Raw genomic sequence first — 23415 nt, forward strand, 5'->3', positions numbered from 1 at the left:
ATCCGGCCTTTTCTTGACGCCTTCGAAAGACGATCTGTCGCATGACGAGCGGTCTGACACGAAGGATTCGATTACGAGATGGCAAGCACCGCGACCTGGGTGAAACGGGCGGGCCTGACGCTCGGCTGCTGTGCGAGCTTCCTCGGCGCCGCGCATATCGCCGATCGGATGGCGGCGCGCGATGCCGCCGCGCCGCCGATCGCGACGTCGGCGGCCCCGCAGCCGCTGGTCGCCACCGCGGCGTCGCGGGCGAAGCCCGTCGCGCGTCCGGCCGCTGCCCCGGCCCCCGTCGATCCGTCGGCCTATGTCGTCAAGAGCGTGCTGAGCGTCGGCAGGCCCTTCGTCCACGGCGACTGGTATTGGGACGAAAGCGCCGCGCCAGCCGCCAAGGGCGGCAAGATCGTCGTGACGGTCGACCTGAAGGCGCAGGTGCTCTCGGTCTTCCGTAACGGGCACGAGATCGGCACCGCGGTCATGATCTACGGCGCCGATACCAAGCCGACGCCCTTGGGCGTATTCCAGGTCAGCTTCCGCAAGGCGCAGCATGTGTCGAGCCTGTACGGCGCGCCGATGCCCTATACGCTGCGGCTGACCAACGACGGTGTGTCGATCCACGGCAGCGAAGCGATGCGCCCTGACGCTGCGACGCACGGCTGCGTCGGCGTGCCGATCGCGTTTGCGAAGAAGCTGTTCGGCGCGGTGGCGCTGGGAGACACGGTGATCGTGACCAACGGCGAGATGCTGAGCCAGGGTCAGGCAATCAAGGCGGCGTAAGTCCCCCGGGTGCTCCCGTGCCGGCGGGAGCCCAGGATTACGAAGGGTCACCGCTTGTGGCTCTGGGCTCCCGCCTGCGCGGGAGCACCGGGTGGTCAGTGGCGAGGCTCGAACGACAGTTCCAGCGCGCCGCCCGACCAGCCGTCGCCCTGGATCACTTCGACCAGCCGCTCGACACCGTCGCTCTCCGATTCGGGGCCCATGGTGAAGTTCGCCGCTTCGCCGCTCGCCACGCGACCCAGGAAGCCGCGCGCGTCGAGTACGCTTTCGACCGCGTAATGCACCATGTCGTGCGGGATGATCCGCTGCCTGGGGCAATCGATCGTCTCGTCCGGGCGATCGGCCTTGCCTGTGCCCCTGGCGAAGACCAGTCTCACCCGATCAGCAGGCCCGCCAGCGCCGCCGACATCAGGTTCGACAGGCTGCCGGCGACCAGTGCCTTCAGCCCCAGCTTCGCGATCACCGGGCGCTGGTTAGGGGCCAGGTTGCCGGTCACCGCCATCTGGATCGCGATCGACGAGAAATTGGCGAAGCCGCACAGCGAGAAGGTGACGATCGCGACGCTGGCGGGCGACAGCGTGCCCTGGATCTTGCTGAGTTCGATGAACGACACGAATTCGTTCAGTACGATCTTGGTGCCGAACAGGCCGCCGGCGACGCCCGCCTCGTTCCACGGCACGCCCAGGATGAACATCACCGGCTGGAAGACATAGCCGAGCAGCATCTGGAAGCTGAGTTCGGGATGCCCGAACCAGCCACCGATCCCCGCCAGCAGTCCGTTGGCGAGCGCAACGAGAGCGACGAACGCCAGCACCATCGCGCCGACCGCGACGGCCAGCTTCACGCCGGTCTGCGCACCTTGCGCCGCCGCCATGATGATGTTGGCCGGCTTTTCCTCGTCGTGGCTGGCTTCCGCGATCGGCTCGCTGCCCTCGATCTCGGGCGCGCTGGCGCGGGTGTGCGGTTCGCTGAGCGCGACCGCGTCGCCCGACGCACTCCCCAGCGGCAGCTCGCCTTGTCGGGGCTCGACGTCGGGCATGATGATCTTCGACATCAGAATGCCGCCGGGTGCCGACATGAAGCTGGCCGCAAGCAGATACGGCAGCAGCTGCGCGCCGATCATGCTGGCATAGGCGCCCAGGATCGTACCCGCGACGCCGGCCATGCCGACCGTCATCACGGTGAACAGCTGCGGCGGCGTCAGGCTCGCCAGATACGGGCGGATGACCAGCGGGCTTTCCGACTGGCCGACGAAGATGTTCGCCGCCGACCCGAGCGATTCGACCTTGGTGATCCCCGTCACCAGCTGGATCGCGCCGCCCACCCATTTGATGATGAGCTGCATGACGCCGAGATAGTAGAGGATCGAGATCAGCGAGGCGAAGAAGATGATGACCGGCAGCGCCGCGATCGCGAAGCTGTTGGCGCCCATCGTGGGCCCGGCGAGCGGACCGAAGATGAAGTCCGTGCCGGCCTTGGCATAGCCGAGAAGGTTCGACACGCCATGCGACATCCCGGCGATGACCGACTTGCCCCAACTGGTCGCGAGCACCAGCACCGCAAAGCCCGCCTGGAGCGCAAACGCCGGGCCGACGACCCGCAGCCGGATCGCGCGGCGATTGTTCGACAGTGCGACCGCGACCAGAAGAATGACGACGATACCGGCCAGGCCGATCAGATTATGCTGCACGTAGACGCCCACCCCTGGGGAAACACAGCCATCCAGCATGGCAGAGGTTTGCGTGAGGGGACAGGGGTTTGTGCGGAGGAGCACGAGTCATCCTCCTCGTGCAGGGGAGGATTGGGTTTTGTGTCCGGGGCTTCCCTCACGAAAATTTTCGGCTAGCGTCCGCGCGATGGAAACCCCGCACCCACGCACACTCCCGCTTTCGCTCTTCGTCTTCGCGCTGTTTTACGGCGGCATGGTCTGCATCGCGGGCGTGCTGGGCAACAAGCAGGTCGGCCTGGGGCCGCTCGCCGTCGAAGCCGGCATCTTTGCTTTCCTGCTGCTCGTCGTCACGTCGAGCGCGGTGGCCGAACTGCACGGCGCGACCTGGGCGAATCGGCTGGTGCGGATCGGCTTCGTGCCGCTGATCGTGTCGCTGCTGCTCTCGCTGCTCGTCTATGCGCTGCCCGCCTCGGCCGAGATGCGCGCCGACCGGCCGGAGGCGCTGGCGGCGATCGAGGGCATCCTGTTCTCGACCTGGCGGATCTGGATCGGCGGGATCATCGCCTATGGCATTTCGCAGTCGCTGAACGTGACGATCTTTGCCGCGCTGAAGGGCCGCGAGGGATCGAAGCTGCTGTGGTTCCGCTCGGCGGTGGCGGGCGTGCTCAGCCAGATCGTCGACACGGTCGTGTTCGTCGCCATCGCCTTCTACGGCGAATTTCCGATCGGCGGGCTGCTGGTCGGGCAGATGCTGGCAAAGGTCGTGCTGTCGGCGCTGCTGGTGCCGCCGCTGATCTATGTCGCGGTGGCGTTCGGGCGGCGGCTGGACGGTACGGCCGTCACTCGCTGACCCGGGGGCGACGCAGGATTTGGGTTTTCCGCGACCGGCCATTAAGGGGCGCGGCATGATCGACCACGCCCCATCCCCCGCGATGCTCGCCAAGGCGGAAACGCTGACCGAGGCGCTGCCGTACCTGCAACGCTACACCGGCAAGACCTTCGTCGTGAAATACGGCGGCCATGCGATGGGCGACCCCGAACTCGCGCGCGATTTCGCCGAGGACGTGACGCTCCTCAAGATGGTCGGGATCAATGTCGTCGTCGTCCATGGCGGCGGGCCGCAGATCGGCGCGATGCTGAAGCGGCTGGGCGTCGAATCACGCTTCCACGACGGCCTGCGCATCACCGACAAGCCGACCGCAGAGATCGCCGAGATGGTTCTGGCCGGCTCGATCAACAAGGAAATCGTCGCCTGGATCGCGCAGGCCGGCGGCCGTGCGGTCGGCATTTCGGGCAAGGATGCGAACCTGGTCGTCGCAAGCAAGGTGACCGGGCGCGAGGCCGATCCGTTGCAGGGCATCGAACGCCACGTCGACCTGGGCTTCGTCGGCGAACCGACGCGGGTCGACCCGACCATCCTGACCAGCCTGAATGCCCAAGGGTTCATCCCCGTGGTCGCACCGGTGGCGCTCGGCGCCGACGGGCATACCTACAATGTGAACGCCGATACGATGGCGGGCGCGATCGCCGCCGAATTGCGTGCCGCGCGCTTCTTCCTGCTGACGGACGTGCCGGGCGTTCTCGACAAGGACAAGCAGTTGCTGACCGACCTCGATCCTGCCGCCATCGCCGGCCTGCGCGCGGACGGCACGATCACCGGCGGCATGATCCCCAAGCTGGAGACCTGCGTCGCCGCGGTCGAGGGCGGGGTGGACGCCGCCGTCATCCTCGACGGGCGCATCCCGCACGGGATGCTGCTGGAGATCTTCACCGAACGGGGTGCCGGGACCTTGGTCCGGCGCTGATCGGTGCTATATTGGGTTAAGACAGACACGGGAATGACCACGGCGTGACGACGATCCTCGAAATTCTCCAGATCCTGCTCAACCTCGTGTGGTGGATCATCATCGTCCAGGCGATCCTGTCCTGGCTCATCGCGTTCAACGTCATCAACACGTCGAACGACCTGGTCCGCAACGTGTGGAACGCGCTGGGCGTGATGACCGAGCCGCTGTACCGCCCGATCCGCCGCGTCCTGCCCGACTTCGGCGCGCTCGATCTGTCGCCGGTGGTGGTCCTCATCATCCTGGCGATCCTCGACGTCATCATCCGCAATCAGCTGATCGCTGCCTACACCGGTACTTGAGCGATTTCGTCCTGGCGGTGGGGATGGAGCGCGTAGCCTTTCCCGCACCTTCAACCGTCATCCCCGCGAAGGCGGGGATACATTCTGGCTAACCGGCGTGAGACTCATCGGCTTCAGCGACTATTGATCCCCGCCTTCGCGGGGATGACGGTCATAAGTAGCGTTGGAAACGACGACGAACGGGTGGCGGCTTGCGACGAGCCCCTCTATGACGCCGCCGCATGACGGCACGGATCATCGATGGAAAGGCGGCCGCGGCCGCGCTCAGGGCTCGGGTGGGTGACGCGGCGGCGACGTTCGAGGCGGCGAGCGGGCGGAAGGCCGGCCTCGCGGTCGTGCTGGTCGGCGAAGACCCCGCCTCCGCAGTCTATGTCCGCTCCAAGGGCAAGGCGACCATCGCTGCCGGCATGGCGAGTTTCGAGCACCGTCTGGACGCCGATGTGACGGAGGCCGATCTGCTCGCGCTGGTCGACCGGCTCAACGCCGATCCGGCGGTCGACGGCATCCTGGTCCAATTGCCGCTGCCCAAGCACATCCGCGAAAGTGTGGTTATCGAGCGCGTCGTGCCGGAGAAGGACGTCGACGGCTTCCATCCGGTCAATGCGGGCAAGCTGGCAACGGGCCTTGAAGGCTTCGTCCCCTGCACTCCGCTTGGCTGCCTGATGCTGTTGAAGAACGAACTCGGCGATCTTGCGGCAAAGGACGCCATCGTCATCGGCCGATCGAACATCGTCGGCAAGCCGATGGCCGCGCTGCTGACGCGCGCCAGCGCGACCGTCACCATCGCGCATTCGCGCACCAAGGACCTCGCCGGTCACGTCGGCCGCGCCGATATCGTTGTCGCCGCGGTCGGCATCCCGTACTTCGTGAAGGGCGCGTGGCTGAAGCCCGGCGCGGTCGTCATCGATGTCGGTATCAACCGGACCGAGAGCGGGCTGGTCGGCGATGTCGATTTCGATTCGGCCGCCGGCATCGCATCCGCGATCACCCCGGTGCCGGGTGGCGTGGGCCCGATGACGATCGCCGTCTTGCTGCGCAACACGCTGGTCGCCGCCTGTCGCAACGCCGGAATGTCGTTCGACGAGAGCAGCCTGTGATCCTGGCGCTCGTCGCGTTGCAGGCCAGCGCGCTCGATGCGGAGCGTGCCTTTGCCGCACGCGCCGCGAAGGGCGAGCAATGGGCCGCGTTCCGCGACACCGCGGCGGAGGACGCGATGATGTTCGCGCCGCGGCCGATCGTCGCGCGGCGCTTCCTGGCCGACAAGCCAGAGCCGAAACACCCGATCCAGTGGTTTCCGCGCGCCAGCTTCGTGTCCTGCGACGGCGCGACCGCGGTCAATACCGGCCCGTGGATGGTCCCTGCGGAAAAGGCGGCGGGCTATTTCACCACGATCTGGCGTCGCCAGCCGGACGGCACGTGGAAATGGCTGTACGACGGCGGGGCCGAAACCGGGCGGATCGAACCCGCCGGTGATGCGCCCAGGCAGCGCAAGGCATCCTGCCGTGGCCGGGCGCGCGACGTGATGGGCGCGCCTCGGGAAGGGATCGAGCAGCAGTCCTCCGGTCGCTCGGCCGATTCGACCCTGCAGTGGCGCTGGACCTACACGCCCGAGGGCGCGCGTGCGCTCGACGTCCATCTGTGGAACGGGCGGCGGATGGAGCGTGTGATCGCGAACCGTATTCCCGCCCCGGACCCCGCCCCCGCCGCGCCTGGAGCGAAGCGATGATCGAACTATACATCTCCGCCTTCATCACCTTCTTCGTGGTGATCGACCCGCCGGGCTGCGCGCCGATCTATGCCGGCCTCACCAGCGGCGGCGGGCGGGCGCACGTCCGCGCGATGGCGACGCGTGCGGTGCTGGTCGCGACCGCGATCCTGCTGGTCTTCGCATTGTTCGGCCGCAACATCCTGGGCGCGCTCGGCATCGGGCTGGACGCGTTCCGCATTGCCGGCGGCATCCTGCTGTTCGTGATCGCGATGGACATGGTGTTCGAACGCCGCACCGCGCGCCGGGAGGAGCGGGCCGAAAAGATCAAGGAAACACCCGAGATCGAGGATGTCTCGATCTTCCCGATGGCGATGCCGATGATCGCGGGGCCGGGCTCGATCGCCTCGGCCATGCTGCTGACCGCGCAACACCCGAGCTGGGCGGAAACCGCGGTCGTGCTGGCGGCGATGCTGACGATCCTGGCGCTCACGCTGCTGGCGTTGCTGGCGGCCGGACCGATCATGCGTGTGCTCGGCGCCAAGATCGAGGCGGTCATCACCCGTCTGCTCGGCGTGCTCCTGTCCGCGCTCGCCGCGCAGTTCGTCATCGACGGGGTGAAGGCCAGCTTCGCGGGTTGACGCTACGACGAAACACCCGCCACCCTCGCGCGTACACGTGAAGTCTCCTAGCTCAAGGCCACCATGCAGCTCGTCATCGTCGAATCCCCGGCCAAGGCCAAAACCATCGAGAAGTACCTGGGCAAGGACTATCATGTCCTCGCGTCCTACGGGCACGTCCGCGACCTGCCGGCGAAGGACGGGTCGGTAAACCCCGACGCCGACTTCGCGATGGAATGGGAAACCTACGCCGACAAGTCGCGCCAGCTCAAAGCGATCACCGACGAGGCGAAAAAGGCCGATCGCCTGATCCTCGCGACCGATCCTGATCGCGAGGGCGAGGCGATCAGCTGGCATGTCCAGGAAGTGCTGCGCAACCGCAAGGCGCTGCCCAAGGAAGTCGAGCGCGTCACGTTCAACGCGATCACCAAGCCCGCGATCCTGGCGGCGATGAAGGCTCCGCGCGAGCTCGATACCGACCTGATCGACGCGTATCGCGCGCGCCGTGCGCTCGATTATCTCGTGGGCTTCACCCTGTCGCCGGTGCTGTGGCGCAAGCTGCCCGGCGCCAAGTCGGCCGGACGCGTGCAGTCGGTCGCGCTGCGGCTGGTGGTCCAGCGCGAGCGCGAGATCGAGGTGTTCAAGCCCCAGGAATACTGGTCGGTCGAAGCGACGTTCGAACAGGACGGCACGCCGTTCGTCGCACGTCTGACGGCGTGGGAGGGCAAGAAGCTCGACCGCCTGTCGATCGGCGACGAAGGCACCGCAACCCGCGCCAAGGCGGCGGTCGAGGCCGGCCGCTTCTCGGTCGCCCGCGTCGAGACCAAGCCCGCGACCCGCAACCCGCCCCCGCCGTTCACCACCTCGACGTTGCAGCAGGAGGCGGCGCGCAAGCTCGGTTTCTCGGCCAGTCACACGATGCGGATCGCGCAGGCGCTGTATGAGGACGGCGCGATAACCTACATGCGGACCGACGGCGTCCAGATGGACGGGTCGGCGATCGATGCGGCGCGGAAAGCCGTGATCGAGCGCTACGACGGCGGCTATGTGCCGGAAAAGCCGCGGCAATATCAGACCAAGGCGAAGAACGCGCAGGAGGCGCACGAGGCGATCCGGCCGACCGATTTTTCGAAGGATCGGGCAGGTTCGGGCGATCACGGCCGCCTGTACGAGCTGATCTGGAAGCGGGCGCTCGCCAGCCAGATGGCGGCGGCGCGGATGGAGCGGACCTCGATCGAGCTGGAGGACGGCACCAGCAAATGCGTGCTGCGCGCGACCGGCCAGGTCGTGCTCTTCCCCGGCTACCTCGCGCTCTATGAAGAGGGTCGAGACGATCGCGTCGCTGTTGGCGGCTCTGGCCAACAGGCCGACGCCGCGGACGACGAGGACAGCCGCCGCCTGCCGCACCTGAAGTCGGGCGATGCGCCGGCAAAGACCGGCGTGAAGAGCGAACAGCATTTCACCCAGCCGCCGCCGCGCTTCTCCGACGCGTCGCTCATCAAGCGGCTCGAGGAACTCGGTATCGGCCGCCCGTCGACCTATGCCTCGATCATCGACGTGCTGAAGGACCGCGGCTACGTCCGGCTGGAGAAGAACCGCTTCTACGCCGAGGAAACCGGGCGCCTGCTGACCGCCTTCCTGGAGCGTTTCTTCGAGAAATACGTCAGCTACGACTTCACCGCGGGGCTGGAGGAAGAGCTGGACGACGTGTCGGGTGGCCGCGCCGAATGGCAGGCGGTGCTCGAGGCGTTCTGGCGCGACTTCAAGCCGCGAACGGACGAGGTCAAGGAACGCCAGCCGAGCGAAGTCACCGCCGCGCTCGACGAATTCCTGAGCGATTACCTGTTCCCGCCCAAGGACGACGGCAGCGACCCGCGCGCGTGCCCGAATTGCGGCGACGGGCGTCTGTCGCTGCGTGGCGGCCGGTTCGGTGCGTTCGTTGCGTGTTCGAACTATCCCGACTGCAAATTCACCCGTCGCTTCGGCCAGGCGGGCGGCGCGGACGGTGGCGATAGCGGCCCCGAGACGCTCGGTACCGATCCCGAAACCAATCTGCCGGTCGAGCGCAAGTCGGGGCGGTTCGGCCCGTACATCCAGCTCGGCGAGGGCAAAGAGGCAAAGCGCGCGTCGATCCCGAAGGATATCGGCGAGCTCGATCTCGACTGGGCGCTGAAGCTGCTGAGCCTGCCCAGGACGATTGGCGATCATCCGGAAACCGGCGCGCCGATCACTGCGTCGATCGGACGCTACGGTCCGTATCTGGCGCATAGCGGGAAGTACGCGCGGCTTCAGTCGACGGCGGATGTGTTCGAGACGGGCATGAACGCGGCCGTCGTCAAGCTGGCTGAGGCGGCGGCGGGCGGCGGGCGTCCGGCACGCGGCGCGGCGCGCGAGCCGCTGAAGGTTCTCGGCAAGCATCCGCGCACCGAAGCCGAAATCAAGCTGATGGAGGGCCGCTACGGCGCCTATGTCACCGATGGCGAGACGAATGCGACGCTGCCCAAGACGGTTCAGCCCGACGAACTGACGCTGGAGGAAGCCGCGCAGCTGATCGACGCGCGTGCAGCGGCGGCACCGGCAAGCAAGGGCAAGAAGAAGGCTGCGCCGAAGAAGGCAGCGGCGGGGGCCAAGAAGCCCGCGGCTGCCAAGAAGCCCGCGGCTGCCAAGAAGCCCGCGGCGAAGAAGGCGCCGGCGAAGAAGAAGGCCGAGTAATCCTCCCCGGCACGGGGAGGGGGACCAGCCAAAGGCTGATGGAGGGGCGTGCCCCGAGCGGATCGTTGCGTGGAGGTTCCCCTCCGTCAGCGCTGCCGCGCTGCCACCTCCCCGTGAACGGGGAGGATCGGGTCAAGCCGCCGCCCGCGCCCCGACCTGCAACCACGCGCGGGCCGCCTTCTGCGCCGCGATGATGTCCCGCGCGCTCATCTCGTCGGCGATTTCCGCGCGGCATTCCTGCGCGCGGGTGTTGCCGGCGATCGAGGCCAGATTGAACCATTTGTGCGCTTCGATCAGGTCGATATCGACGCCCTGCGCGCCGGTGGAATACGCGATGCCCAGATCGAAATAGGCCTTCACATTGCCGCGCGCGGCGTCGCGCAGGCGGCTTTCGATCAGGAAGGCGGCAGTCTTTTCGCTGATGGCCATTGTCCGAACCCCTTTTTCATCAGGGTCAGGTTTGACGACCAAGTGTAAGGGAATGGTTAACGCGATTAACCTTCTTCGTTCACTGCGATATTGTCGATCAGCCGGGTGCCCGCGATCCGTGCCGCGGCGAGCAGCCGGCGGGGGCGACCCGGTGCCGGTTTGCCCAGGGTTTCGGCATCGACCAGCTCGACATAATCGACCGTGAAGCCCGCCGCGGTCAGCGTATCGCGCGCCGTCGCCAGCGCGTCATCGGGCTTGCCATTCTTTGCGATCGTCGTCGCGGCGACACCCAGCGCGCGCGGCAGGGCAATGGCCTTCGCGCGGTCTTCGGCGACCAGGTATATGTTGCGTGAGGAGAGGGCGAGGCCGTCGTCGTCGCGCTGCGTCGGCACGCCACGGATGTCGATGCCGAAGTCGAGGTCGGCGACCATCCGGCGGATGACGGCGAGCTGCTGGAAATCCTTTTCGCCGAACAGCGCGACGTGCGGCCGGACCTGGTTGAACAGCTTGGCGACCACGGTCGCGACGCCGTCGAAATGGCCGGGGCGGGCCGCGCCGTCCAGGCCTTCGCTGACGCCCGCGACCGACACGGTGGTGGCAAAGCCCGCTGGATAGACCTCGTCCACACTTGGCATCCACAGGATGTCGACGCCCGCCTCGGCCAACATCCGTGCGTCGGCCAGGTCCTTGCGCGGATAACGCGACAGATCCTCGTTCGCGCCGAACTGCCTCGGGTTGACGAAGATCGACACGACGACGCGCCGCGCGGCCAGCTTGGCCTCGGCGACCAGCGCCATGTGCCCGGCGTGCAGCGCGCCCATCGTCGGCACCAGCGCGATATCCTCGCCCGCGCTCCAGAATACGGACAGGGCCGGGCGAAGCTCGGCAAGGCGACGGATGGTTTGCACGCAGACAGGCCCTTCGGTAAAGCGAGCCAGGGCTCTTACGGTTCGTACCACGACCGATCAACATGGGGATTGTCGCCACCTTGGCCGACGCAAACAACCTGCACGTCATCGTCTTCGCCAATGAAAAGGGCGGTACCGGCAAGTCGACGACCGCCGTTCACGTCGCGATCGCGCTTGCCGCGCGCGGCGCACGGGTGGCGGCGTTCGACCTCGATCATCGTCAGCGCACGATGGGACGCTATCTCGACAATCGTGCCGCGACGCAGAAGCGGACGGGGCGCGAGCTCGTGACGCCGGTCCATGCGACGCATGACGGGACCAGCGACGACCTGTTCGCCGAGACGCTCGATCGCCTGAGCGCGAACGCCGATTTCCTGGTCATCGACACCCCCGGCCGCGACGACAAGTTCGCGCGCATCGCGGCGACCAACGCCGACACGCTTGTCACGCCGATGAACGACAGCTTCGTCGATTTCGACCTGATCGGCCATGTCGATCCGGATACGTTCAAGGTGACGCGGCCCAGCTTCTATTCCGAGCTGATCTGGGATGCGCGCAAGACGCGGGCGCGCGCCGATGGCGCGACGATCGACTGGGTCGTCCTGCGCAACCGCCTGCAGCATATCGAGGCGCGCAACATGCGCCGCGTGTCGGAAGCGATCGACCAATTGTCGAAGCGCGTCGGTTTCCGCGTCATTCCGGGCCTGTCGGAACGCGTTATCTACCGCGAGCTGTTCCCGTCGGGCCTGACCATGCTCGATTCGAAGGAATTCGGCAGCATGGGCCTCAGCCACGTTGCCGCGCGGCAGGAACTGCGCGAGATGATGTCGGGCCTGGCCCTCCCGGACGCCGGCGTGCCGCTGCTCCAGGGGGCGGCGGCCTGATGGCAAAAATTCTCCTTGCCCTCGCGCTGATGGCGTTGGTGTGGTGGGTGCTGAAGCCCAAGGCGAAGACGCGCCTGCCCGAGGTCGATCGCGCCCGCGACATCCTGGGGCTGCGCGCCGACGCGAGCGTGGACGATGTCCGCGCCGCGCACCGCCGCCTGCTGGCCGGCGTCCACCCCGACCGCGGCGGATCGGCTGAACTGACCCGCCAGATCAACGACGCGCGCGACGTGCTGCTGCGGCGGCTGGGCGCGTAGCGCTGCAACCATCCGACCGTTCGCGCTTTGAGCGAAACGATCACCCGACGCCGTTCGCCCCGAGCGTGTCGAAGGGCTGCCTTTATTCGGTGTCGCGGTACTGACATCAAAAAAGGACAGGGCTTCGACAAGCTCGGCCCGAACCGCATTTTTTCCAGATCGCAGGAGACTTCATGACCCATCGTTTCGATCCCACGTCCCTTCGCGAATACGACATCCGTGGGATTGTCGGTAAGACGCTCGGCGCCGACGACGCGCGCGCGATCGGTCGCGGGTTTGCGACGCTGGTCCGCCGCGCCGGCGGCACCCGCGTGGCGGTCGGGCGCGACGGGCGCGTCTCGTCGGAAATGCTGGAGGCAGCGCTGGTCGAGGGCCTGACCGCGTCGGGCGTGGATGTCGTCCGCGTCGGCCTGGGCCCCACGCCGATGCTATATTATGCCGAGGCGACGCTGGAAGTGGACGGCGGCATCCAGATCACCGGCAGCCACAATCCGGCGGACTACAACGGCTTCAAGATGGTGCTGCAGCACAAGCCGTTCTTCGGCGAGCAGATCCAGCAGCTGGGCCAGATGGCGGCGGACGGCGAGTGGGACGAGGGCGACGGTACCGTCTCAGACGCCGATATCGAGGACGCCTACGTCGGCCGCCTTCTGGCGGGCTATTCGGGCGGCACATTCCGCATCGGTTGGGACGCGGGCAATGGCGCCGCCGGCCGCGTCATCGAGAAGCTCGTCCAGCAGTTGCCGGGTGAGCACCACACGATCTTCACCGATATAGACGGCAATTTCCCGAACCATCATCCCGATCCCACCGAGGAAAAGAACCTCGCCGATCTGAAACGCCTTGTCGCGGAAAAGAACCTCGATTTCGGACTGGCTTTCGACGGGGACGGCGACCGTGTCGGCGCGATCGACGGTGAAGGCCGGGTCGTCTGGGGCGACCAGCTGCTGTCGATCCTCGCCGTCCCGGTGCTGCGCAAGGAGCCGGGTGCCACGATCATCGCCGACGTGAAGGCGTCGCAGATGCTGTACGACCGCATCGCCGAACTGGGCGGAAAGCCGCTGATGTGGAAGACCGGCCACAGCCTGATCAAGACCAAGATGAAGGAAACCCACGCGCCGCTCGCCGGCGAAATGTCGGGGCACATCTTCTTCGCGCAGGACTATTACGGCTTCGACGACGCGCAGTATGCCGCGGTCCAGCTTATCAATGCGGTGAACGTGATCGGCAAATCGCTGACGCAAATCCGCGGCGAGATGCCCGCGCTGGTCAACACGCCCGAAATGCGGTTCCAGGTCGATGAATCGCGCAAGTTCGCGGTGGTCGAGGAAGTGCTCGACCGGCTGGAGGCCGAAGGCGCCGACGTCAACCGCACCGATGGCGCGCGCGTGAATACGGCCGACGGCTGGTGGCTGCTGCGCGCGTCGAATACCCAGGACGTGCTGGTCGCCCGCGCCGAGGCGAAAGACCAGGCCGGACTCGACCGGCTGATGGCGATGATCGACGCCCAGCTTGCCGCCAGCGGCCTGGAGCGGGGCGAGCAGGCGGGGCACTGACCCGGCCGGCCCCCTCCCCCGGTCGGTGGGGAGGGGGCTTTTTGGGTGGCGCCTCGTACGCGAAACCCCCAAATAGGCGGAATGCGCCCCACCCCCAGTATCGTCCGCGTCATCGACCTTGAAACCACCGGCAATGCCCCGCCTACTCACGCGGTGGTGGAGATCGGCTGGCAGGACGTGGCGCTGCAACCCGACGGGCGGTGGGAGCTGGAGGGCGAGGGCGGCAGCATCCTCGTCAATCCCGGTCGCCCGATCCCGCCCGTTACCATGGCGGTGCATCATATCCGGGACGAGGACGTCGCCGACGCGCGCTATTGGCACGATGTCGCGCGCCCGATCCTCGACCCCTGGCCGCGCCGCGTGGCGCTTGCCGCGCACCGTGCGACCTTCGAACAGCAGTTCTGCACGTCCGCACTGACCCACGGCAACCAGTGGATCTGCACCTGGAAATGCGCGCTCCGGCTCTGGCCCGACAGCCCGGGCTTCTCCAACCAGATGCTGCGCTACTGGCGCCAGCCCGCGGGGCTGGAGCATGAGCGCGGGCTGCCGGCCCACCGCGCGTTTCCCGACGCCTATGTCACCGCCTTCCACGTCCGCGACCAGCTGAACGAAGCGTCGGTCGCGCAACTGGTCGAATGGACCGAGGCGCCGGGACTGCTGCCGCGGGTCCGCTACGGTCCCGACCGTGGCAAGGAATGGCGCGAGATCGATAACGAGAGCCTGGCCGGCTTTCTGACCGACCGCGATATCGACATCCGCTTCACTGCCGAAACGGAACTGGCCCGGCGACGCGGCGGCGGCGAGATCGGTCGCGCAACGGCGCAGGAGCTTTTGCTCTAAATTATTGCACGTCCGTTATAATTCGGTCAGGGGAGCGTCGTGGTAATGGGCGTATCCGCAACGATCCGCGACGATGATCGCGCGCTGCGCCGCCTGCTGCTGTGGGCGATGGCGCTGGGCTTCGCCGCGCTGCTGGGCGCGGGCATCGCCGCCTGGTCGAGCACCGAGCGGACACAGCGCTATGCTGCGCTCGTCGATCACAGCTATCAGGTCCGCGACGCGATCGGGCGGTTCCAAGTGTCGCTCGAACAGTCGGAAACGGCGCGGCGCGGATACCTGCTGACGGGCAATCCGCTGTTCCGGACGCTCTACCAGGACAACGCCGGTCGCCTGGTCGCCGAACTGGACGAGATCGGCGGGCTGACGCTCGACAATCCGGCGCAGGTCGATGCTGTCGCGCGGGTTCGCCGCCTGTTGCAGGTGGTGCAGAAGACTCGGGAACAGTCGATGGCGCTGGTCGCGTCGGGTGACCGGGCGTTTGCCGTCACGCTGTTCGCCCAGGACGGGTCGGTCACCGGGATGCGCGCGATTCGGGCGCGGTTGCGCGTCATGCTCGCGGCCGAGGAAGCGCTGCTCGACGAGCGCGCCGCGGACCAGCGCGCGAGCGTGGCGACCTTCCTGTCCGTGCTGGCCGCCGCCGGGTTCCTCGTCATGCTGGTCGCGGGTGTTTCCTTCGTCACCATCTTTCGCTTTACCCGCGATCTCGGTGCGTCGCGGGCACGCTTGCAGGACATGAATGACACGCTGGAGGACCAGGTGGTCGAGCGCACCACCGACCTCGCCCGCGCGAACGAGGAAATCCAGCGCTTCGCCTACATCGTCAGCCACGACCTGCGCTCGCCGCTGGTCAACGTCATGGGCTTCACCGCCGAGCTGGAAGCGGGACAGAAGGTGCTGGCCGAACTGGTCGACCGCGCCGAGGAGGCCGCACCCGATCTGGTGACCGACGAGGCCCGCTTTGCGGCGCGCGAAGACTTGCCCGAGGCGATCGGGTTCATCCGCACCTCGACGCAGAAGATGGACCGGCTGATCAACGCCATCCTGAAGCTGTCGCGCGAGGGGCGCCGGACGATCACGCCCGAACGGGTCGCGATGGCCGCGCTGATCGGCGGCATCCGCGACACGGTCCAGCACCGGCTGGATGAGATCGGCGGCACGGTCGAGGTCACCGGCGACCTGCCGACACTCGTGACCGACCGGCTGTCGATCGAACAGGTCTTTGCCAACGTCATCGAAAACGCGGTCAAGTACCGCGACCCGAAGCGGCCGGTGCGGATCGCCGTATCGGGGCAGAAACAGGGTGCGCGCGCCGTCTTCGAGATCACGGACAACGGCCGCGGCATCGATCCGCGCGATCATGCCCGCGTGTTCGACCTGTTCCGCCGTTCGGGACCGCAGGACCAGCCGGGCGAAGGCATCGGCCTCGCTCATGTCCGCGCCTTGACCTACCGGCTGGGCGGGACCATCGATGTCGCGTCCGAACTGGGGCAGGGCGCGACGTTCCGCATTAACCTCCCGCTCACCATCGATACGTCAGGGCCGCTAGCATGAACGCGCATCAATCCGTCACCATCGTCATGATCGAGGACGACGAAGGCCACGCCCGGCTGATCGAAAAGAACATCCGGCGCGCCGGGATCAACAACGACATCCGCCATTTCCTGGATGGCACGACCGCGCTCGATTACCTGTTCAACGACGCCGCCGGGCCCGCGCTCAACGGCCCCGCGCTGATCCTGCTCGACCTCAACCTGCCCGACATGAGCGGGACCGACATCCTGGCAAAGGTGAAGGCCGAAGGGTCGGCGGTCCGGCGCACTCCCGTCGTCGTTCTGACCACGACCGACGACAAGGTCGAGATCCAGCGCTGCTACGACCTCGGCTGCAACGTCTACATCACCAAGCCGGTGAACTACGAGAATTTCGCGAGCGCGATCCGCCAGCTCGGGCTGTTCCTGTCGGTCATCCAGGTCCCGGACCAGGCCGAGTAACGCACGTGCCCCACGCCGGCGCTAATATCCTCTACATCGACGACGACGCCGGCCTCTGCCGCCTCGCCGAGCGTGCACTGACGCGTCGGGGGATGCAGGTGACGACTGCGGACGGCGGTGAGGCGGGGCTTGCCCTGGCGGCGGCAGGGGCGTTCGATCTGGTCGCGGTGGATCACTACATGCCGGGCCTCGACGGACTGGAGACGCTGAAGCGGCTCGCGGCGCTGCCGGAGCCGCCCGCGGTCGTCTATGTCTCGGGGTCGGAAGATGCGCGTGTCGCCGTCGCTGCGATGAAGGCAGGCGCGGCCGATTATGTCGTGAAGACGGTGGGCGACGATTTCTTCGACCTGCTGACCGGCGCCATCGCCAACGTCATGGTCAAGCAGGCGCTCCAGCGCGGCAAGGACCTGGCCGAGGCCGAGCTGCGGGCATCGAACGCGCGGCTGGAAGCGCTGCTGAAGGAAGTGAACCACCGCGTCGCCAACTCGCTGCAGCTCGTGTCCGCGTTCGTTCACCTGCAATCGAGCCAGATCCAGGACGAGGCGGCGCGCGCCGCATTACAGGACACGCAGGCGCGGATCGCCGCGATCGGTGCGGTCCACCGTCGGCTCTATACCTCGAACGATGTCGAGGGGGTGGAGATGGACGAATATCTCCGCGCGCTGGTCGATGAACTCGGCCAGACGTGGTCGTCCAGCCCGACGCATCGCATCCTGCTCACCAGCGACGCCATCCGCCTGCCGACCGACCGTGCGGTATCGGTCGGCGTCATCGTCAACGAACTGGTCAGCAACGCCTGCAAATACGCCTATGCCGACGCGCATGGCGGCGAGATCCGCGTGGCGCTCCGCCGCGACGGGGCCGACCGGTTCGAGCTGGCGGTCGAGGACGACGGCTGCGGCATCGACGAAGGGGCGGCGCCCAAGGGCACCGGGCTCGGCACCAAGCTGGTCCGCACGATGGCGCAGAGCCTGCAATCGGCAGTGATCTACACCCCCAACACCCCCTGCGGCCTGCGCGCCAGCCTGGTCGCGTCGCTCAACTGACGCTTGCCGTGCGCGTTTGGGCGGCTAGTCTTTCCACTTCACGGGGAATGCCCCCTCCCGAACGGAGGTGGGGCTGACGCTCTTGCGCGGGGAGAATGGACATGGATCGGCGGAATTTCCTGGCATCGACGGCTGCGGCGGGAGCGATCGGGCTGGTGCCGGCAAAGGCGCTTGCCGCCCAGGCCAAGCCGGCCGCCGGGGCGCGCGATGCTGCGCTCGACGCGCAGTTCAATCGCATCTTCATGGAAGCGGGGATGCGCTCTCCTGAACTCGCGACGTCGCTCGGGTTCGACAAGGGACCGGGTGCGCCGCTGAAGCGCCGGCTGGCCGATCGCAGCCCGGCGGCGCGGGCGGAGAACCTGGCGCGGACCAAGGCGGCGATCGCGACGATCGAGGGGTTCGATCCCGCCACGCTGTCGAAAGGCGCGCAGCTCAACCGCGACGTCGTGCTCTATCAACTGCGCTCGCAGATCGTCGGGCCGGAGCAGTTCGGCGTCGATTCGCCACAGCGCCCGTTCGTCATCACCCAGCAGGGCGGGGCCTATTTCTCGGTCCCCGATTTCCTCAATTCGTCGCACACCATCACGACCGCCGACGATGCCGAAGGCTATCTGGACCGCACCCGCGCGTTCGCCACCGCGCTCGACCAGGATAGCGCGAACCAGGCGGCGCAGGCGGCACGTGGCTATCTCGCGCCGGGCTTCTCGCTCGACCTAGCGCTCGGGCAGATGGCGACGCTGCGCCGGCCGGCCCCCGCGGACAGCACGCTGACCCAGTCGATCGTCCGTCGCACCGCCGGCAAGATTCCCGGCGACTGGGGCGCGCGTTGCGCGACCATCGTCGCAAACGAGGTCTATCCTGCGCTCGACCGGCAAATCGCGCTGGTGACGAAGCTGCGCAAGACCGCGCGCACCTCGGCCGGGCTCTGGGACGTGCCGCAGGGCGCGGCGCTCTACGCCGCCGCGCTCGAACAGGCGACGACGACCAAGTTTACGCCCGATGAAGTCCACAAGCTGGGCCTGCAACAGGTGGCGGAGATCAGCGCGCAGCTCGACACCATCCTGAAGGGGCAGGGGCTGACCAGAGGCACCGTGGGCGAGCGGCTGACCGCGCTCAACGCGCGTCCCGACCAGGTCTATGCCGATACGCCGGCGGGACGGAAGGAACTGATCGACGGCCTGAATGCCGGCAACGCCGCTATGCAGGCCAAGCTGGCGCGTGCCTTCATCACCCCGCCCAACGCGCCGCTGATGATCCAGGCGGTGCCGACCGAGATCCAGGACGGCGCGTCGAACGGCTACTACAGCCGCGCCGCGCTCGATGGCTCGCGGCCGGCGATCTACTGGATCAACCTGAAATCGGTCGCCGACTGGCCGAAGTATACGCTGCCCTCGCTCACCTACCACGAAGGCGTGCCGGGCCATCACCTCCAGATCACGATCGCGCAAGGCAGCGACCAGCCGCTGATCCGCAAGGTCGGCGGATTCAGCGCCTACAGCGAAGGCTGGGCGCTGTATGCCGAACAGGTGGCGGACGAACTGGGCGGCTATGCGACGCCGCTGGAAAAGGCCGGCTACCTGCAATCCTTCCTGTTCCGCGCCGCGCGTCTGGTGATCGACACCGGCATCCACGCCAAGCGCTGGACCCGCGAACAGGCGACCGACTACATGGTCGCGACGACCGGGTTCGCCCGCCCGCGGTCGCAGCGCGAGGTCGAGCGCTACTGTACGCAAGCCGGCCAGGCGTGCAGCTACAAGGTCGGTCACATCGCGTGGCTGCGCGCGCGCGACAATGCGAAGAAGATCCTGGGTGCCAAGTACGACGTGAAGACCTTCCACGAGGTCCTGCGCGACGGCGCGGTGCCGCTGACGATCCTGGAGCGCCTGGTCGAGGAGCGTGCGCGGGCGTTGGTGTGAGGGGACAGCCCTCTCTCTGTCTGGGGAGAGGGGAAGATGTCTCACGAGACTGTAGCGTGTGGACAGGCCCCTCTCCCAACCCTCTCCCCGAACGGGGAGAGGGCTATCGTGCGTGGAACCCGTCCGCCAAATCTGCTTTCTCCCTGCTAAAGGGAGACTGACCCATGTTGCGCCGCCTGACCCTCGCCACTGCCACTGCCACTGCGGCGCTTGCGCTGTCGCCCGTCGCCGCATCGGCACAGGCGGCTCGCGCGATCACCCAGTCCGATCGCAGCCAGGGCGCGCAGGCCAACCCCGAGCTGGTCGCGCAATTCGGCGGGCGTTACGACGGCCCGCAGGCGGCGTTCGTCGAACGCGTCGGCAAGCGGGTCGCACTCCAGTCGGGGCTGTCGAATTCGCAGAACGACTTCACCGTCCAGCTGCTAGATTCGCCGGTGGAGAACGCCTTCGCCATCCCCGGTGGCTATGTCTATGTCACGCGCCAGTTGCTCGCGTTGATGAACAGCGAAGACGAGCTGGCGTTCGTGATGGGGCATGAGGTCGGGCACGTCGCCGCGCGCCATTCGTCCGGGCGGCAGAAGACCTCGACGATCGGCGGCGTGCTGGCGGGCATCGTCGGCGCGGTCGCGGGCAATTCCGGGGTCGGCCAGCTGATCGGTGCGGGCGCGCAGCAGGCCGCCGGGCTCTACACGCTGAAATACGGCCGCGACCAGGAATATCAGGCCGATACGCTGGGCATCCGCTATGTCGCAGGCGCAGGCTACGACCCCAATGCCGCGCCGCTGATCCTGAACGCGCTGGGCGCGGAAACCGCGCTGGATGCGCGGGCCGCCGGGCGCGACGCGACGGCTGTACCGACGTGGCTCAGCACGCACCCGTCGAACGCGGCCCGGGTCCAGCGGGCCCGGCAACTGGCGCAGCAGGCCGCGCGAACCGGCGCGCCGGCCGGACAGGACACCGCCTTCCTGCGGATGCTGGACGGCATGATCTATGACGACGACCCCGCGCAGGGCGTGATCGACGGCCAGACCTTTCGCCACCCGCAGCTTCGCCTGCGCTTTACCGCACCCGCAGGCTACACCATCGCCAACGGAGCCGACGCAGTGACGGTCGCCGGCCAGGGCGGGCAGGCGCAGCTTGCCGCCGCCGGCCGGACTGCGCCTGCCGCCGCGGTGGTCCAGCGCTTCCAGGCGATCGGCGGCCGGATCGATGTGTCGCAGGTGCGCGAGACGACGATCGGTGGCCGCGCGTCCGCGATCGCCACGTCCAGCGCGGCTGCCAACAACCAGCGCGTCGATGCGACCGTCGTCGCCATGACGCTGCCGACGGGCACCTACACCTGGACGGTCATCACGCCGCAGGGGTCGGGCATCGGCCCGTTCGAACCGCTGCTGGCAAGCTTTGTACCGCTGAGCGCCACCGAAGCCGCGCAGATCCGCGGCAAGCGCATCCGCATCCACACCGTTCGCGCCGGCGACACGATCGACAGCCTGTCGCGGCAGATGGCGTATCCGACGCTGCAACGCGACCGTTTCCTGACGCTGAACGGCCTTGCCGATGGGGCGACACTGGCGCCGGGTACCCTGGTCAAGCTGGTGGTCACTGGATAGCCGCGCGATTGGACGCTAAGCGGGCCGGATGACTCGTCCGGCCCTTTCCGTCGTCATCCCCTGCTACAACGAGGAAGCCTGCCTCGAGCAGCTCCACGCCCGCGTCTCCGCCGCCGCGCGCGCCGCGGTCGGCGAGGATCATGAGATCGTGCTGGTCAACGACGGCTCGCGCGACGACAGCTGGGGCGTAATGCAGCGGCTGTCCGCGCTCGACCCGCGCCTCGTCGCCATCAACCTGTCGCGCAACCACGGCCACCAGCTCGCGCTGACCGCGGGTCTGGACCTGTGCGCCGGCGAGCAGATCCTGATCATCGATGCCGACCTGCAGGACCCGCCCGAGCTGCTGACCGACATGCGTGCGGCGATGGTCGAGCAGGCGGCCGACGTCGTCTACGCCGTCCGCCGCAAGCGCGACGGCGAGACGTTCTTCAAGAAGGCGACGGCCTCCGCCTTCTATCGCGTGCTCGACCGGGTCACCGATGTGCCGATCCCGCTCGACACCGGTGACTTCCGCCTGATGAGTCGAAGGGCGCTCGACGCGTTCCTGTCGCTTCCCGAACAGGCGCGCTTCATCCGCGGCATGGTCGCCTGGGTCGGCTTCCGCCAGGTGCCGTTCCTGTACGACCGGCAGGAACGCGTGGCGGGCGAAAGCAAATATCCGCTCGGCAAGATGATCGCCTTCGCGCTCGACGCGGTGACCGGTTTCTCGACCGCGCCCTTGCGGTTCGCCAGCCACGTCGGCCTGGCGCTGACCGGCGCCACGGTACTGCTGTTCCTTTACGTCATGGGCAGCTTCGTGCTGGGACACACGGTGCAGGGCTGGACATCGACGATGCTCGTCGTCCTGTTCCTGGGGTCGGTCCAGATGTTCGTGCTGGGGATGATCGGCGAATATCTGGGGCGCCTGTATGTCGAATCGAAGCGGCGCCCGCTGTACCTGATCGCCGATGTCGCAGGCCACGCGCAGGGCCGCGCAAGCCTGGGCTACCGCGCCGGCGAAGGCCCGCGGCCGGTGCGTCCGGAACCCAACGAAGGCCTGATCGCCGCAACCCCGCACGACGAGGGGTAAAGCCTCACACCCTCGTCCCCGCCTGCGCGGGAATGACGGACGTAAACTACCCCTTCGACGCCAGCGTGATCAGCGACAGCCCCGGCGTCAGCGGCACGCGGCCGAGCAGGTGGCGCTCCAGCCGGAACACGGTTGCCAGTGCGGCATTCAGCGGCTTGGCGGGCGGCGAGTCGTCGCTGTCGTCCCGGCCGGTCAGCTTGCCGACGATGCGTGCGGCGACGGCCACCGGAAACAGAAGCGAATTGAACCAGCGCAGGCCGTTGTGCGTCAGGCCGGCGTCACGGATCGCCTTGTCGAGGCTTGCTTTCGAATAGCGGCGCTTGTGGTGATTGACGACGTCGTGCGCGCTCCACATCCACGGATGCGCAGGCACCGCGATCAGGATCTTGCCGCCGGGCTTCAGCGCTTCGCCCATAGCCCGCAGCGCCGCCACATCGTCCTCGATATGCTCGATCACGTCGAGCACGGCGACCAGATCATATGCGCTGCGTTCCACGCCCGCGAGCTCGGGCAGGGGGGCGGTGCCGACCGGCTTGCCCAGCCGCTGGCTGGCGATGGCGCCCGCCGCCTCGTCGATCTCGATCGCGTCGACCTCACCGAAGCTCGCCAGCATCGGCAGATTGTGTCCGGTGCCGCAGCCGATCTCGAGAACCCGCGCGTCCTTGGGCAGGCCGGCGAAGCGCCGGACATAGTCGGCCAGGATGTCGCGGCGCGCCTGGTACCACCAGTGCGTGGAATCATGCGCAGCCATGCGGTCGTAGACGATGCGGTCCATGTTATTTGAAAACCCAGTTTCGGTTGATCGCGAACATCGCCAACGGCGTGACGAAGAGCAAGGGGAGGACGGGGGTCCATTCGGGCAGCCCGAGCGCGTTGATGCACGCCCATGTCCAGAACGCGTTCATCGCATAGCTGATGACGCTCGCGACGAAGAAGCGGAATGTGGTCCTTCCCGGCGTGTCGCGCGTGCCATGGCCGCGAAAGCTCCAGCGGCTGTGGAGGACATAGCCGACCGCGACGCACACCAGATATGCCAACGCCATCGCCGCCTGCGGGTGGACCGACGTCGTCAGAACGAGCCCGGTGTAAAGGCCCGCGCCGAGCAGCGTCACGCCGCCGCCGGTGATGGCATAACGGATCAGCTGACCCATCACGCCGCCCGAGTTCAGATGGTGAAGGACCCTGGAAACCACGCAAAAACCCTCAAACCGTTCGGCCTGAGCTTGTCGAAGGCCTGTACTTTCTTCTAACCGGCGTCGCGCGGGGCGAACGGGGATGGGGAA

General features: G+C 67.4%; 24 protein-coding genes. 18 read left to right on the plus strand and 6 right to left on the minus strand.

The genetic code is table 11. From position 1 onward, the window contains the following. The first annotated feature begins 78 nt into the window (after positions 1 to 78). On the plus strand, positions 79 to 774 hold the full coding sequence (locus ASE86_RS02280; protein WP_082441611.1) for a L,D-transpeptidase family protein: 696 nt from the start codon (positions 79 to 81) through the stop codon (positions 772 to 774). Positions 775 to 869: 95 nt separating this feature from the next. Here the strand turns inward: ASE86_RS02280 and ASE86_RS02285 are convergent, their stop codons facing one another. Next, entirely contained in the window at positions 870 to 1151 is a 282-nt protein-coding gene (locus ASE86_RS02285; protein ID WP_056421876.1) for a hypothetical protein, read from the minus strand. After that, positions 1148 to 2464, minus strand: a complete 1317-nt coding sequence (locus tag ASE86_RS02290) for a NupC/NupG family nucleoside CNT transporter (RefSeq protein WP_235523961.1) — start codon at positions 2462 to 2464, stop codon at positions 1148 to 1150. Before ASE86_RS02290 ends, ASE86_RS02285 begins: the two co-directional genes overlap by 4 nt. 166 nt (positions 2465 to 2630) lie before the next feature. Here ASE86_RS02290 and ASE86_RS02295 point away from each other — a divergent pair, with 166 nt between their 5' ends. From ASE86_RS02295 to topA, 7 genes are all read left to right on the plus strand, one after another. Next, positions 2631 to 3293 (plus strand): queuosine precursor transporter, encoded by a 663-nt coding sequence (locus tag ASE86_RS02295; protein WP_056421878.1) that lies wholly within the window; start codon positions 2631 to 2633, stop codon positions 3291 to 3293. A gap of 55 nt (positions 3294 to 3348) precedes the next feature. Further along, on the plus strand, positions 3349 to 4248 hold the full coding sequence (gene argB, locus ASE86_RS02300; RefSeq protein WP_056421879.1) for an acetylglutamate kinase: 900 nt from the start codon (positions 3349 to 3351) through the stop codon (positions 4246 to 4248). Positions 4249 to 4292: 44 nt separating this feature from the next. Beyond that, the gene (locus ASE86_RS02305; protein ID WP_056421880.1) at positions 4293 to 4589 is read left to right on the plus strand and encodes a YggT family protein; all 297 of its coding nucleotides are present in this window, start codon (positions 4293 to 4295) and stop codon (positions 4587 to 4589) included. Between the two features lie 221 nt (positions 4590 to 4810). Continuing rightward, the gene (folD, locus tag ASE86_RS02310; protein ID WP_056421881.1) at positions 4811 to 5686 is read left to right on the plus strand and encodes a bifunctional methylenetetrahydrofolate dehydrogenase/methenyltetrahydrofolate cyclohydrolase FolD; all 876 of its coding nucleotides are present in this window, start codon (positions 4811 to 4813) and stop codon (positions 5684 to 5686) included. Beyond that, positions 5683 to 6315 carry a hypothetical protein gene (locus tag ASE86_RS02315; RefSeq protein WP_056421882.1) on the plus strand — a complete coding sequence of 211 codons (633 nt, stop codon included), beginning with the start codon at positions 5683 to 5685 and terminating at the stop codon, positions 6313 to 6315. The genes folD and ASE86_RS02315 overlap by 4 nt, the downstream gene beginning before the upstream one ends. After that, positions 6312 to 6935 carry a MarC family protein gene (locus ASE86_RS02320; RefSeq protein WP_056421883.1) on the plus strand — a complete coding sequence of 208 codons (624 nt, stop codon included), beginning with the start codon at positions 6312 to 6314 and terminating at the stop codon, positions 6933 to 6935. The genes ASE86_RS02315 and ASE86_RS02320 overlap by 4 nt, the downstream gene beginning before the upstream one ends. A 63-nt stretch (positions 6936 to 6998) precedes the next feature. Further along, entirely contained in the window at positions 6999 to 9626 is a 2628-nt protein-coding gene (gene topA, locus ASE86_RS02325; RefSeq protein WP_056421885.1) for a type I DNA topoisomerase, read from the plus strand. Between the two features lie 132 nt (positions 9627 to 9758). On the opposite strand, the gene ASE86_RS02330 is transcribed toward topA, so the two are convergent. Beyond that, a complete protein-coding gene (locus ASE86_RS02330) occupies positions 9759 to 10055 on the minus strand; it encodes a hypothetical protein (RefSeq protein WP_056421887.1) in 297 nt (98 codons plus the stop codon). A 65-nt stretch (positions 10056 to 10120) separates the two neighbouring features. Continuing rightward, positions 10121 to 10963 (minus strand): pantoate--beta-alanine ligase, encoded by an 843-nt coding sequence (panC, locus tag ASE86_RS02335; protein ID WP_056421888.1) that lies wholly within the window; start codon positions 10961 to 10963, stop codon positions 10121 to 10123. 80 nt (positions 10964 to 11043) lie between these two features. Between panC and ASE86_RS02340 the strand changes: the two genes are divergently transcribed. The 10 genes from ASE86_RS02340 to ASE86_RS02385 all read left to right on the plus strand — a co-directional run bounded on the left by ASE86_RS02340 (position 11044) and on the right by ASE86_RS02385 (position 22132). Beyond that, complete coding sequence (locus ASE86_RS02340) at positions 11044 to 11847, plus strand: division plane positioning ATPase MipZ (RefSeq protein ID WP_235523962.1); 804 nt, start codon at positions 11044 to 11046, stop codon at positions 11845 to 11847. Beyond that, on the plus strand, positions 11847 to 12104 hold the full coding sequence (locus ASE86_RS02345; RefSeq protein ID WP_056421892.1) for a J domain-containing protein: 258 nt from the start codon (positions 11847 to 11849) through the stop codon (positions 12102 to 12104). Before ASE86_RS02340 ends, ASE86_RS02345 begins: the two co-directional genes overlap by 1 nt. 173 nt (positions 12105 to 12277) lie before the next feature. Then, entirely contained in the window at positions 12278 to 13660 is a 1383-nt protein-coding gene (gene pgmG, locus ASE86_RS02350; RefSeq protein ID WP_056421893.1) for a phosphoglucomutase/phosphomannomutase PgmG, read from the plus strand. 81 nt (positions 13661 to 13741) lie between these two features. Beyond that, positions 13742 to 14500, plus strand: a complete 759-nt coding sequence (locus ASE86_RS02355) for a 3'-5' exonuclease (RefSeq protein ID WP_056421895.1) — start codon at positions 13742 to 13744, stop codon at positions 14498 to 14500. Positions 14501 to 14545: 45 nt separating this feature from the next. Continuing rightward, on the plus strand, positions 14546 to 16051 hold the full coding sequence (locus tag ASE86_RS02360) for a sensor histidine kinase (protein ID WP_056421897.1): 1506 nt from the start codon (positions 14546 to 14548) through the stop codon (positions 16049 to 16051). Then, positions 16048 to 16491, plus strand: coding sequence for a response regulator (locus ASE86_RS02365; RefSeq protein WP_056421899.1), 444 nt, complete (start codon positions 16048 to 16050; stop codon positions 16489 to 16491). The genes ASE86_RS02360 and ASE86_RS02365 overlap by 4 nt, the downstream gene beginning before the upstream one ends. 5 nt (positions 16492 to 16496) lie before the next feature. Then, on the plus strand, positions 16497 to 17537 hold the full coding sequence (locus ASE86_RS02370; RefSeq protein WP_235523963.1) for a sensor histidine kinase: 1041 nt from the start codon (positions 16497 to 16499) through the stop codon (positions 17535 to 17537). A 101-nt stretch (positions 17538 to 17638) separates the two neighbouring features. Then, positions 17639 to 19453: a DUF885 domain-containing protein gene (locus tag ASE86_RS02375; RefSeq protein ID WP_056421901.1), complete on the plus strand. Its 1815-nt coding sequence runs from the start codon at positions 17639 to 17641 to the stop codon at positions 19451 to 19453. Positions 19454 to 19617: 164 nt separating this feature from the next. Beyond that, positions 19618 to 21063, plus strand: coding sequence for a M48 family metalloprotease (locus ASE86_RS02380; RefSeq protein ID WP_056421903.1), 1446 nt, complete (start codon positions 19618 to 19620; stop codon positions 21061 to 21063). A 28-nt stretch (positions 21064 to 21091) separates the two neighbouring features. Beyond that, entirely contained in the window at positions 21092 to 22132 is a 1041-nt protein-coding gene (locus tag ASE86_RS02385) for a glycosyltransferase family 2 protein (protein ID WP_056421905.1), read from the plus strand. Between the two features lie 46 nt (positions 22133 to 22178). Here the strand turns inward: ASE86_RS02385 and ASE86_RS02390 are convergent, their stop codons facing one another. Both ASE86_RS02390 and ASE86_RS02395 read right to left on the minus strand, forming a co-directional pair. Further along, positions 22179 to 22907, minus strand: a complete 729-nt coding sequence (locus ASE86_RS02390; RefSeq protein ID WP_056421907.1) for a class I SAM-dependent methyltransferase — start codon at positions 22905 to 22907, stop codon at positions 22179 to 22181. 1 nt (position 22908) lies between these two features. Beyond that, a complete protein-coding gene (locus tag ASE86_RS02395; protein WP_156347003.1) occupies positions 22909 to 23325 on the minus strand; it encodes a GtrA family protein in 417 nt (138 codons plus the stop codon). Positions 23326 to 23415 lie beyond the last annotated feature (90 nt).

Source organism: Sphingomonas sp. Leaf33 (genome assembly GCF_001421785.1).
Lineage (GTDB): Bacteria > Pseudomonadota > Alphaproteobacteria > Sphingomonadales > Sphingomonadaceae > Sphingomonas.

Bases quoted from the DNA above. Each gene is read 5' to 3' on its own strand.
- ASE86_RS02280 (WP_082441611.1), top strand. From the start codon at position 79: ATGGCAAGCACCGCGACCTGGGTGAAACGGGCGGGCCTGACGCTCGGC.
- ASE86_RS02295 (WP_056421878.1), top strand. From the start codon at position 2,631: ATGGAAACCCCGCACCCACGCACACTCCCGCTTTCGCTCTTCGTCTTC.
- argB (WP_056421879.1), top strand. From the start codon at position 3,349: ATGATCGACCACGCCCCATCCCCCGCGATGCTCGCCAAGGCGGAAACG.
- folD (WP_056421881.1), top strand. From the start codon at position 4,811: ATGACGGCACGGATCATCGATGGAAAGGCGGCCGCGGCCGCGCTCAGG.
- ASE86_RS02320 (WP_056421883.1), top strand. From the start codon at position 6,312: ATGATCGAACTATACATCTCCGCCTTCATCACCTTCTTCGTGGTGATC.
- topA (WP_056421885.1), top strand. From the start codon at position 6,999: ATGCAGCTCGTCATCGTCGAATCCCCGGCCAAGGCCAAAACCATCGAG.
- ASE86_RS02330 (WP_056421887.1), bottom strand. From the start codon at position 10,055: ATGGCCATCAGCGAAAAGACTGCCGCCTTCCTGATCGAAAGCCGCCTG.
- ASE86_RS02345 (WP_056421892.1), top strand. From the start codon at position 11,847: ATGGCAAAAATTCTCCTTGCCCTCGCGCTGATGGCGTTGGTGTGGTGG.
- pgmG (WP_056421893.1), top strand. From the start codon at position 12,278: ATGACCCATCGTTTCGATCCCACGTCCCTTCGCGAATACGACATCCGT.
- ASE86_RS02355 (WP_056421895.1), top strand. From the start codon at position 13,742: ATGCGCCCCACCCCCAGTATCGTCCGCGTCATCGACCTTGAAACCACC.
- ASE86_RS02360 (WP_056421897.1), top strand. From the start codon at position 14,546: ATGGGCGTATCCGCAACGATCCGCGACGATGATCGCGCGCTGCGCCGC.
- ASE86_RS02365 (WP_056421899.1), top strand. From the start codon at position 16,048: ATGAACGCGCATCAATCCGTCACCATCGTCATGATCGAGGACGACGAA.
- ASE86_RS02375 (WP_056421901.1), top strand. From the start codon at position 17,639: ATGGATCGGCGGAATTTCCTGGCATCGACGGCTGCGGCGGGAGCGATC.
- ASE86_RS02380 (WP_056421903.1), top strand. From the start codon at position 19,618: ATGTTGCGCCGCCTGACCCTCGCCACTGCCACTGCCACTGCGGCGCTT.
- ASE86_RS02385 (WP_056421905.1), top strand. From the start codon at position 21,092: ATGACTCGTCCGGCCCTTTCCGTCGTCATCCCCTGCTACAACGAGGAA.
- ASE86_RS02390 (WP_056421907.1), bottom strand. From the start codon at position 22,907: ATGGACCGCATCGTCTACGACCGCATGGCTGCGCATGATTCCACGCAC.